The 9,818-nt window shown below is 74.5% G+C and carries 11 protein-coding genes; 4 read left to right on the forward strand and 7 right to left on the reverse strand.

The window, feature by feature from the left end; translation table 11 throughout:
- From DT057_RS32170 to DT057_RS32185, 4 genes are all read left to right on the forward strand, one after another.
- The coding region (locus DT057_RS32170) for a cupredoxin domain-containing protein (RefSeq protein WP_128566107.1) at nt 1–359 on the forward strand (359 nt) is incomplete at its 5' end.
- The gene (locus DT057_RS32175) at nt 356–592 is read left to right on the forward strand and encodes a hypothetical protein (protein WP_128566108.1); all 237 of its coding nucleotides are present in this window, start codon (nt 356–358) and stop codon (nt 590–592) included. The genes DT057_RS32170 and DT057_RS32175, both read left to right, overlap by 4 nt.
- On the forward strand, nt 592–1,170 hold the full coding sequence (locus tag DT057_RS32180) for a sigma-70 family RNA polymerase sigma factor (RefSeq protein WP_128566109.1): 579 nt from the start codon (nt 592–594) through the stop codon (nt 1,168–1,170). The genes DT057_RS32175 and DT057_RS32180 overlap by 1 nt, the downstream gene beginning before the upstream one ends.
- Nucleotides 1,167–2,036: an anti-sigma factor family protein gene (locus DT057_RS32185; RefSeq protein ID WP_128566110.1), complete on the forward strand. Its 870-nt coding sequence runs from the start codon at nt 1,167–1,169 to the stop codon at nt 2,034–2,036. The genes DT057_RS32180 and DT057_RS32185 overlap by 4 nt, the downstream gene beginning before the upstream one ends.
- Nucleotides 2,037–2,064: 28 nt before the next feature.
- Here the strand turns inward: DT057_RS32185 and DT057_RS32190 are convergent, their stop codons facing one another.
- The 7 genes from DT057_RS32190 to DT057_RS32220 form a co-directional block, all read right to left on the reverse strand.
- A complete protein-coding gene (locus DT057_RS32190; RefSeq protein ID WP_238314026.1) occupies nt 2,065–2,970 on the reverse strand; it encodes an NAD(P)-dependent oxidoreductase in 906 nt (301 codons plus the stop codon).
- Nucleotides 2,971–3,045: 75 nt separating this feature from the next.
- Nucleotides 3,046–4,347: an ABC transporter substrate-binding protein gene (locus tag DT057_RS32195; RefSeq protein WP_128566112.1), complete on the reverse strand. Its 1,302-nt coding sequence runs from the start codon at nt 4,345–4,347 to the stop codon at nt 3,046–3,048.
- A 277-nt stretch (nt 4,348–4,624) separates the two neighbouring features.
- Complete coding sequence (glnT, locus tag DT057_RS32200) at nt 4,625–5,923, reverse strand: type III glutamate--ammonia ligase (RefSeq protein ID WP_128566113.1); 1,299 nt, start codon at nt 5,921–5,923, stop codon at nt 4,625–4,627.
- Nucleotides 5,924–6,026: 103 nt separating this feature from the next.
- Nucleotides 6,027–7,358 carry an FMN-binding glutamate synthase family protein gene (locus tag DT057_RS32205; protein WP_128566114.1) on the reverse strand — a complete coding sequence of 444 codons (1,332 nt, stop codon included), beginning with the start codon at nt 7,356–7,358 and terminating at the stop codon, nt 6,027–6,029.
- Nucleotides 7,359–8,048, reverse strand: coding sequence for a protein glxC (locus tag DT057_RS32210; RefSeq protein WP_128566115.1), 690 nt, complete (start codon nt 8,046–8,048; stop codon nt 7,359–7,361).
- Complete coding sequence (locus DT057_RS32215) at nt 8,048–8,941, reverse strand: class II glutamine amidotransferase (protein ID WP_128566116.1); 894 nt, start codon at nt 8,939–8,941, stop codon at nt 8,048–8,050. Before DT057_RS32215 ends, DT057_RS32210 begins: the two co-directional genes overlap by 1 nt.
- Before the next feature lie 116 nt (nt 8,942–9,057).
- Entirely contained in the window at nt 9,058–9,669 is a 612-nt protein-coding gene (locus DT057_RS32220) for a helix-turn-helix domain-containing protein (protein WP_128566117.1), read from the reverse strand.
- Between the last annotated feature and the right edge of the window lie 149 nt (nt 9,670–9,818).

Consider the following 9,818-nt stretch of genomic DNA (forward strand, 5'->3'; position numbering starts at 1 on the left):
GCCCGGCCGCCCCGGCGGCGGCGGCGGCGGCCGAGCCGACCGCGGCGGCCGCCGAGTCGCCCGCGACCGCCGCCGAGCCGCCCGCGGCCGAGGTGCGGATCGACAACTTCACGTTCTCGCCCGCGGTCCTGACCGTCGCGGCGGGGACCCGGGTGACCTGGGTCAACGGCGACGACATCCCCCACACCGTCGTGGCGAACGACCAGAGCTTTCGCTCCAGGGCGCTCGACACCGACGACCGCTTCGCCGTGACGTTCGAGCGGGCGGGGACCTACCGCTACTTCTGCTCCCTGCACCCCCACATGGTCGCCACGGTGGTGGTGCAGGCCGCGCCGGACGGCGCCGGGCGGGCGCCGTGAGGCGCCCGTCCCGGGGACCCGGCCGGGACTGGCGGGACGAGGGCGGATCGTCCTACCATCCGGGCGACCACGCCGTGTCGTGGGCCGATGCCGCCATGGGTCTCCTCCTCTACGCCTGCCTGCTCGGTGCCCTCGCGGCCGCTCCGGAGCGCACCGCGGCGGCCGCGCCGGCCCGGGGGGCACCGCCGGACTCCGCCGCCCGTGCGTCGCCCCTGCGGGAGGCCGGGTGCTGATGGCCGACGCCGCGGCACGGTTCAACGACACGGTGATGCCGCACCTCGACGCGGCCTACACCTTCGCGCGCTACCTCGCGCGCGACCGGGATTGCGCCGAGGACATCGTCCACGACGCCGTCCTGCGGGCCCTGCGGAGCTTCGAGGATTACCGCGGCGGCGATGCCCGGGCCTGGCTCCTCGCCATCGTGCGCAACTGCTTCCTCACCTGGGCGGCGGCGCGCTCGAAGGCCGGGGGGGCGCCGGCGGTGCGGGCCGACGGCGGCACGGACGAGCCCGCGGGCGACCCCTGGGACCGGGAGGCCGTGACGCCGGAGGCCGCCCTGCTGCGGCGCGACGAGGCCGCGGCCGTGCGGACCCTGATCGAGACCCTGCCGGAGCCGTTCCGGGAGGCGCTCGTCCTGCGCGAGATGGAGGATCTCTCCTACCGGCAGATCGCCGAGATCACGGGCGTGCCGATCGGCACGGTGATGTCGCGCCTGGCGCGGGCGCGGACGATGTTCGGGGCCTCGTGGCAACGCCTCCTCGGCACCGATGCGCCCGGATCCGGTCCGGGCAGGGAGCACGCATTCCGATGACCACCGCGCCCCACGCGCCGCGCCAGGAACCCTGCCCCGACCAGGCGCTCCTGCTGCACGGCCTCCTCGACGGCGAGCTCGACGCGTCGAACGCCCTGCGGGTCGAGGCGCACCTGGAGGGCTGCTGCGCCTGCGCCGAGGCGTACGCCCGGCTGCGGGCGGAGCGGCAGCAGCGCCGGCAGCCCGGGCTGCGCCACCGCGCGCCCGACGCGCTGCGGGAGCGCCTGGCCGCCGCCATCGCGGCCGAGGCGGCGGGCGCCCCGGCCGCCCCGGCACCCCTGGCAGCCCGGACGGCTCCCCCGGGCCGGCCGCCCAGGGAGGGCGGATCCGTGAGGAGCGGAGTCCTGCGGCGCATCGGCGGGGCGCGGGGCGGCCTCGCCCTCGCCCTCGCGGCCTGCCTGGCCGTGTTCGCCGTCCTGCCCCGCGGCCTCGAGCCCGGCGAGCCGCCGCTCCCCGACGAGCTGGTCTCCGGCCACGTGCGCTCGCTCCTGGCCGCCCACCTGACCGACGTGACGAATTCCGACCAGCACGGCGTCAAGCCGTGGTTCGCGGGCAGGCTCGACTTCGCGCCCCCCGTGGTCGACCTGGCGGACCGGGGGTTCTCGCTCGTCGGCGGGCGCCTCGACTACATCAACGGCCGGGTGGTCGCGGCGCTCGTCTACCGGCGCCGGGACCACGTCATCAACCTCTTCATCTGGCCGGGCACGGCGGCCCCGGGCGGCCTGCGCCGGGACCGCACCTCGCGCGAGGGCTACAGCCTGCTGCGCTGGGTCCAGGCCGGGCTGACGTTCTGGGCCGTGTCGGACCTCAACCCGACCGAGCTCTCGGAGTTCGAGCAGGACTTCGCGGCCCGCGCGCCGGCCTGAGCAGCGCCCGGGCGCCGGGCGCGCCGCCTCAGCCGGCCGGGCCGGGGTCGCGCGCCTGGGGGTCGCGCGCCTGGTAGAGGTCGATGATGGAGGCGGAATCGCGCAGGCCGCTCCCCGCCTCCACGTGGGCCCGGTACTGCGCCTGCGCCGCCCCCGCCATCGGCAGGTCGAGCCCGAGCCCCTGCGCGAAGGCGCCGAGCGACCTCAGGTCCTTCAGGAGCTGGCGCGCGTAGCTCTTCGGCGGGTCGAAGGCGCGGGCCTGCATCTGCGGGTAGAGCCGGCGCAGGAGGCTCGAATCGGCGAAGCCGCCCTCCAGGCAGGCCGGCAGGGCGGCCGCGTCGATCCCGGCCCGCTCGGCGAGCGCGAGCGCCTCGGCCATCACGACGAACCCCGCTCCCACGATGGCCTGGTTGATCATCTTCGTGGTCTGGCCGGCCCCCACCCCGCCCATCCGCGTGACGTTGCCGGCGAGGTCCGCGAGGACCGGCCGCACGCGGGCGAGGTCGGTCTCGGACCCGCCCGCCATGACGGTCATCCTGCCGTCGCGGGCGGCGTCGGGGCCGCCGGAGATCGGGGCATCGATCCAGCCCGTGCCCCCGAGCGCCTGCGCGAAGCGCCGCGTCGCCTCCGGGTCGATGGTGGAGAAGTCGACCAGGAGAGCGGGGGCGGGCCGCGCCTGCGCGACGCCGTCCGGGCCGAAGACGCAGGCCTGCACCGCGTCGGTGTCGAGGACGCAGACCAGGACGACGTCGCTGGCCTCCGCGACCCGCGCCGGGGACGCCGCCGCCCTGGCGCCGTACGGCACCACGGTGTCGAGCCTCCCGGGCTCCCGGTTCCACACCGTCACCGTCCAGCCCCGGTCGAGGAGGCGGCGCGTCATCGCCTCGCCCATCAGGCCGATGCCGATGAAGCCGAGCGTCGGGCGATCAGTCACGGGATCCATCCGCTGCGAGAGAGGGGGCGGGGATGCGGCGCTCCCTGGCCGGAGCGCCGCATCCCCGGGCTTGCGTCAGGCCCGGTAGTGGCGCTGGACCCGCTTGTCGGCCTTGGCGGCCGCGTCCTTCGGGCTCGCGCTCCCCGTGACGGCCTCCGCGAACATGTCGATGACGACGTAATCCGCCAGCACCCCGGCGGCCGCGCTGCCCAGGGGCCCGGGCCAGGAGGCGGGCTTGCCCCGGGCCGCGACGTCCTTGAACCGGGCGATCTTCGGGTCCTTCGCCCAGACCGGGCTCGACTCGTAGCCCCTCAGCGACTGGCTGACGTAGCCGGCCGACCCCTCCAGCAGCTTCTCGTATTGCGGCCGCTCCATCAGGAAGGCGAGCAGCGCCTTCGCGGCGTTCGGGTACTTCGTGTAGGCGAAGACCATGAACGGGTAGACGAGGTGGAACTCGGCCGCGCCGCCGGCCGGCCCGACCGGCCAGGCCGCGTGGTCGATGTCGTCCGCGAAGGCCATCTTGTCGGCGCGGGCCTTGCCGAAGATCGACACGGAGTTGTTCGTGAGCGAGATGTTCTGGCCGAGGAAGGCCTGGTTGTTGGTCGCGTCGTTCCAGCCGGCAGTCCCGTCGATGAAGGAGGCGTAGAGCGCGCGGGCGTAGTCGATGGCGCGCAGCGTCTCCGGGCTGTTGATGGTCGAGCGGCCGGCCTCGTCCGTGACCTTGCCGCCGTGGGCCCAGAGCAGCCAGTGCAGGAAGGAGTTGCCGTCGCTCGGCGCCTTGCCGAACGCGAAGCCCGCGGGCTTGCCCGAGGCCTTGAGGGCTTGGCACAGCCGCAGGAGCCCGTCGGTGTCCTGCGGGAACGCGTCGAAGCCCGCGGCCTTGACGAGGGACGGCCTGTAGACCGGCAGCACGCCGATCACCACGTTGGCGATCCCGATCCAGCGTCCCTTGCTGCGCCCGTACTCCTCGATCAGCGGATACCAGCCGCCGTAGCGGCCGCCGACGTACTCGGCCACGTCGCTGATGTCGAGGAGCTTGTCCGGGAAGAGATGCGGCGTCGTGTGCAGCGCCCAGACCACGTCCGGTCCCGAGCCGACGTTGGCGGCGACCGCCGCCTTGGGCTGGATATCGTCCTGCCACTCGTTGTTGACGATGACCTCGACGCCCGTCGCCTTGCTGAAGGCGGCGATGTTCTCCCGGGTGGCGCGGTCCTCGGCCTCAAGGAACTTCGCCCAGCGCAGGAAGGTCAGGCGCGCGCCGGGCTCCGGCTTGAACGGCTGCTCCTGCGCCCAGGCCTGCGCCCAGTCGAGGAGGCCCCCCGAGACCGCGGCGGCCCCGATCGTGGCGCCGCCCAGAAAACGTCTCCTGCTGAGCATCGTTGTTTCCTCCAGGTTTTATCGTTGTTGCGGGTTCGTCGGCGCGCGCCGCAGGCCCGGGGCTCCTGCCCGCCTCGCCGGTGCGGTGGTGGATGGTCCTCGCGCCGCCGCGCGCGGCGGCCCCGGACCGACGGTGGCGTTCTCCCATCCTCCGGCCGTCCCGGGCCGCGCGGGGCGCAGCTTGGAGGGAACCACGAACACTCGTCAATCGCCCGCGCGCCGCCGCGCCGCCGTGCCGCCGTGCCGGCGCGGGCGCGGGCGCGTCCCGGCCGGCCCGTCAGCAGTCGAGCGTGGTGTCGCGTTCCCACTGGGTCAGGTGGGCCGCGTAGGCGTTCCACTCCTCGGTCTTGAGCTTGAGGTAGCTCGGCACGAAGGCGCCGAGCGCCTCGTTCAGCACCGGGCTCGCCTCGAGCGCCCGCAGCGCGTCGAGCAGGTTGAGGGGGAGGCGCTTCACGCCCTCCACGGTGTGGCCGTGGGTGTACATGTTGAGGTCGAGCCGCGGGCCCGGGTCGCGGCCGTGGCGCAGGCCGTCGAGGCCGGCGGCCAGGATCACGGCCTGGAGCAGGTAGGGGTTGACGGCCCCGTCCGCGAGGCGGAGCTCGAAGCGCCCGCCGTCCGGGATGCGGATCATGTGGGTGCGGTTGTTGCCCGTGTAGGTCACGGTGTTGGGCGCCCAGGTCGCGCCCGAGGCGGTGCGCGGGGCGTTGAGGCGCTTGTAGGAGTTCACCGTCGGGTTGGTGATTGCCGCCATCGCGTCGGCCGCCTGCATGATGCCGCCGATGACGTGGTAGCCGGCCTGCGACAGGCCGAGGGGGTCGGCCGGGTCGGCGAACAGGTTGCGCCCGTCCCGCCAGAGCGAGACGTGGGCGTGGCAGCCGGAGCCGGTCAGGTCCGGGAACGGCTTGGGCATGAACGTCGCGCGCAGGCCGTGCTTCTCGGCGATCGAGCGGGTCATGTACTTGAAGAAGGCGTGCCGGTCGGCGGTCACCAGGGCGTCGGCGTAGTCCCAGTTCATCTCGAACTGGCCGTTCGCGTCCTCGTGGTCGTTCTGGTAGGGGCCCCAGCCGAGCGCCAGCATGGCGTCGCAGATCTCGGTGATCACGTCGTAGCGGCGCATCAGGGCCGACTGGTCGTAGCAGGGCTTGACCTGGCGGTCGGCGGCGTCGGCGGGCCCGCTGCCGTCCGGAGCGATCAGGAAGAACTCGCACTCGACGCCGGTCTTGAGGCTGAGCCCGTCCCGGGCCGCCTCGGCGACGAGGCGCTTGAGGAGGGTGCGCGGCGCCTGGGCGACCGGCTCGCCCGCCATCCTGAGGTCGGCCGGGAGCCAGCCGACCTCGGGCTTCCAGGGCAGCGCGATCAGCCCGTCGGGATCGGGCACGGCGAACAGGTCCGGGTCGGCCGGGCTCATGTCGAGCCAAGTCGCGAAGCCGGCGAAGCCCGCCCCGTCCCGGGCCATCCCGCGGATCGCCGCCGCCGGCACGAGCTTGGCGCGCTGCGTGCCGAACAGGTCGGTGTAGGAGATCAGGAAGTACTTGATGCCCCGCTCCGCGGCGGCCTGCTCCAGATCCAGCGTCATCGCGACCGCGCTCCCCTCCGGCTGCCGGGCCCCGCCCGGCCGGCAGGCCCGCATCCAAGAAAAGGGCCGCGCGCCGGGCGGGGCGCGCGGCCCCCGTGCGCCGTCAGGGCGTCCGGCCCGGCACCCAGTCGGTGCCGGCGAGCGGCACCCCCGCCATGGCGGCGGCCTCGATCGTCAGCGCCACGAGGTCCTCGGGCTCGAGGTTGTGCAGGTGGCTCTTGCCGCAGGCCCGCGCGATCGTCTGGGCCTCGAGCGTCATCACCGCGAGGTAGTTGGCGAGGCGCCGGCCGCCCTGCACCGGGTCGAGGCGGCCCGCCAGCTCGGGGCGCTGCGTCGTGATGCCGGCCGGGTCGTTGCCCTCGTGCCAGTCGTCGTAGGCCCCCGCCGTGGTGCCGAGCGCCTCGTACTCGGCCTGCCAGCGCGGGTCGTTGTCGCCGAGCGCGATCAGGGCCGCCGTGCCGATGGCGACGGCGTCGGCGCCGAGCGCCAGCGCCTTGGCGACGTCCGCCCCCGAGCGGATGCCGCCCGAGACCACGAGCTGGACCTGCCGGTGCAGGCCGAGGTCCTGCAGCGCCCGCACGGCCGGCCGGATCGCCGCCAGGGTCGGCAGGCCGACATGCTCGATGAACACGTCCTGGGTCGCCGCGGTGCCGCCCTGCATCCCGTCGAGCACCACCACGTCGGCGCCGGCCTTGGCGGCGAGCGCGGTGTCGTAGTAGGGGCGCGAGGCGCCCACCTTGACGAAGATCGGCTTCTCCCAGTCGGTGATCTCGCGCAGCTCCCCGATCTTGATCTCGAGGTCGTCCGGTCCGGTCCAGTCCGGGTGGCGGCAGGCCGAGCGCTGGTCGATGCCGGGCGGCAGGGTGCGCATGCCGGCGACCCGCTCGGTGATCTTCTGGCCGAGCAGCATCCCGCCACCGCCGGGCTTGGCGCCCTGGCCGACCACCACCTCGACGGCGTCGGCCCGGCGCAGGTCGTCCGGGTTCATGCCGTAGCGGGAGGGCAGGTACTGGTAGACGAGCGTGCGCGAGTGCGCCCGCTCCTCGGGCGTCATGCCGCCGTCGCCCGTGGTGGTGGAGGTGCCCGCCAGGGTGGCGCCGCGGCCGAGCGCCTCCTTGGCCTGGGCCGAGAGCGAGCCGAAGCTCATCCCCGCGATGGTGATCGGCGTGCGCAGGCGCAGGGGCTTGCCGGCGAAGCGGGCGCCGAGCGTCACCTCGGTGCCGCAGCGCTCGCGGTAGCCCTCCAGGGGGTAGCGGCTGATCGAGGCGCCCAGGAACAGCAGGTCGTCGAAATGCGGCAGGGGACGCTTCGCGCCCGCGCCCCGGATGTCGTAGATGCCCGTGGCGGCGGCGCGCCGGATCTCGGCCATCACCTCGGGCGTGAAGGTCGCGGAGGTCCGGGGCGCCGTCCGGGGAGCGCGGGGCTCGTCGCTCATTCAGTAGGCTCCGGCGTTGTCGACGTGGAAGTGGTAGAGGCGCCGGGCCGAGCCGTAGCGGCGGAACTCCCGCGCCTCGACCGCCCCGGCGAGGCCCGCCGCCGCGAGCTTGCCGGCGAGCTCCGCGAGGTGCTCGGCGCGCATCGGCTTCTCGACGCAGTCGGCCCCGAGGCTCCGGACCGCGCCGCGCACGTAGAGGCGCGCCTCGTACAGGGAATCGCCGAGCGCCTCGCCGGCGTCGCCGAGCACCGTCAGGGTGCCGGCCTGGGCCATGAAGGCCGACATGTGGCCGACCGAGCCCTTCACCACGATGTCGACGCCCTTCATGGAGATGCCGCAGCGCGCGCCCGCGTTGCCGTCGACGATCAGGAGGCCGCCATGCGCCGTGGCGCCGGCGGACTGGCCCGCGTCGCCCCGCACGTGCACGAGGCCGCTCATCATGTTCTCGGCGACGCCGGTCCCGGCGCTGCCGTGGATCACGACCTGCGCGCGCTTGTTCATGCCGGCGCAGTAGTAGCCGACGTGCCCCTCGATCTCGACGCTGATGGGCAGGTCGAGCCCGGCCGCGACCGCGTGGGCCCCGTCCGGGCCGGTCACGGTCCAGTGCGTCGCGTTGGTGTCCGGCGCGAGGGCGTGGAGGCTGCGGTTGAGCGCCCGCAGGCCCTCCTGGCGCAGGTCGAAGCGCGGCATCAGGTCCGCTCCCAGGCGTAGACCGTGGCGGGCTCGGGCTCGAACACCCGGGCGCCCCCGATCCCGGGCAGCCCCGCGAGCGCCCGGTACTCGGAGCCGAAGGCCACGTAGGCGTCCGTCTCGGCCATCACGGCCGGCTTGCAGGCGATGGGGTCGCGCAGGACCGCGAAGCCGTCCCGCGTGCCGACCACGAAGGTGAAGAAGCCGTCGAGGTCGGAGAGGCTCGCCTCCAGGGCCTGCCGCAGGGAGGCGCCCTCCCGCATGCGCCAGGTGAGGTAGCCGGCCGCGACCTCGGAATCGTTCTCGGTGGCGAACGCGAGCCCCTCCCGCCGCAGGCGGCGGCGCAGGTCGTTGTGGTTCGAGAGCGAGCCGTTGTGGACCAGGCACTCGTCCGGGCCGGTGGAGAACGGGTGGGCGCCGCCGGTCGTCACGGCGCTCTCCGTGGCCATGCGGGTGTGGCCGATGCCGTGGCTGCCGCGCATCTCCGGGAGCGCGAAGCGCTCGGCCACGGCGGCCGGCCGGCCGACCTCCTTGTAGATCTCCATGCGCCGGCCCGCCCCGACGACGTCGATCCCCGGAGCCCTGTCGGCGATCCAGTCCCGGCCCTCCGCCTCGCGCGGGGCGGGCAGCACGACCACCGCGTGGGTGTCGCGAAGGGTCGCGTCGAGGTCGAGGCCGAGGGCCCGGCCGAGGCCCGCCACCGCCTCGGCGAGGACGGTCCGGTCGGGGCCGCGCAGGGTCAGCTTCAGCCCCTCGATCCGGTCGCCGTAGACCGCGAAGCCCGCGCTGTCGGGCCCGCGGTCCGACATCGTGCCGAGCATGCCGGCGAGGAGCGCGCCGAGGCGCGGCTCGAGGTCGGGCGTCTTCAGGAACAATCCGACGATGCCGCACATCGCGAGGGGCCCGGCTCAGAGGTGGCGATGGGCCAGCTTGCACGGGGCCCGGGAGGCGGTCAACCGCGGGTGATAGAATTTTCCCGACAGGAAAGACGCCAGGGCGCGGCCCGCCCTCAGCGCCGCGGGTAGATGATGATCGACAGGTAGGTCATCGGCGTCTCGACCAGCACGGCCGGCCCGTGCAGGGCGCCGGAATCGAACAGCAGCGCGTCGCCGGGCCCGAGCGTGTAGTCGTGGCCGGCGTGGCGGTAGATCACCGCGCCGGAGAGCATGTAGATGAACTCGATGCCGGCGTGCCGGAAGCCCGTGTAGGGCTCGGCGTCCTGCTCCAGGGTGATCAGGTAGGGCTCGACCGCGAGGTCTCCCCCCAGGGAGGCGCCGAGGAGCTCGTAGACGTGGCCGACCTTGGTGCCCCGCCGCTCGATGACGACGCCCTGGCCGCGCCGGACGTAGGAGCAGTCCCGCTTCTCCTCGAAGGCGGAGAACAGGGCGGTGATCGGGACGTTCAGGGCCGCCGCGATGGCGCTGATGGTCGAGAGCGAGGGGGAGATCTGCCCGTTCTCGATCTTGGAGACCATGCCGAGCGAGATGCCGGCGGCGCCCGCGAGGTCCGAGACGGAGAGGTCCCGCTCGCGCCGCATCTGGCGCACCTGGTGGCCGAGCGCCTTCTCGAGCGTGCGGGGGCTGTCGGCGGGCGCGCTCGAGGCCGTGGTCAGGTCGTCGATGGTCGCCTCCTCGCGCGCTTGGGGCGGCGTCCCGCCGCGCCGCCGGCCCTCGGTCGGCCCCGTCCTTGCCACGCGGCGCCCGGGAACGCGAGGAAGCGCGGCGCCGGGCCCCGGCCGCCTCACGGGCCGCTGGCCCGTGGCGCGCGGGC

It is taken from the genome of Methylobacterium crusticola (genome assembly GCF_003574465.1).
GTDB lineage: Bacteria > Pseudomonadota > Alphaproteobacteria > Rhizobiales > Beijerinckiaceae > Methylobacterium > Methylobacterium crusticola.

What these genes read in the sequence shown, in the direction of transcription:
- DT057_RS32205 (WP_128566114.1), bottom strand. Translation starts at nt 7,358, where the DNA reads ATGAGCGACGAGCCCCGCGCTCCCCGGACGGCGCCCCGGACCTCCGCG.
- DT057_RS32185 (WP_128566110.1), top strand. Translation starts at nt 1,167, where the DNA reads ATGACCACCGCGCCCCACGCGCCGCGCCAGGAACCCTGCCCCGACCAG.
- DT057_RS32195 (WP_128566112.1), bottom strand. Translation starts at nt 4,347, where the DNA reads ATGCTCAGCAGGAGACGTTTTCTGGGCGGCGCCACGATCGGGGCCGCC.
- DT057_RS32210 (WP_128566115.1), bottom strand. Translation starts at nt 8,048, where the DNA reads ATGCCGCGCTTCGACCTGCGCCAGGAGGGCCTGCGGGCGCTCAACCGC.
- DT057_RS32215 (WP_128566116.1), bottom strand. Translation starts at nt 8,941, where the DNA reads ATGTGCGGCATCGTCGGATTGTTCCTGAAGACGCCCGACCTCGAGCCG.
- DT057_RS32180 (WP_128566109.1), top strand. Translation starts at nt 592, where the DNA reads ATGGCCGACGCCGCGGCACGGTTCAACGACACGGTGATGCCGCACCTC.
- glnT (WP_128566113.1), bottom strand. Translation starts at nt 5,923, where the DNA reads ATGACGCTGGATCTGGAGCAGGCCGCCGCGGAGCGGGGCATCAAGTAC.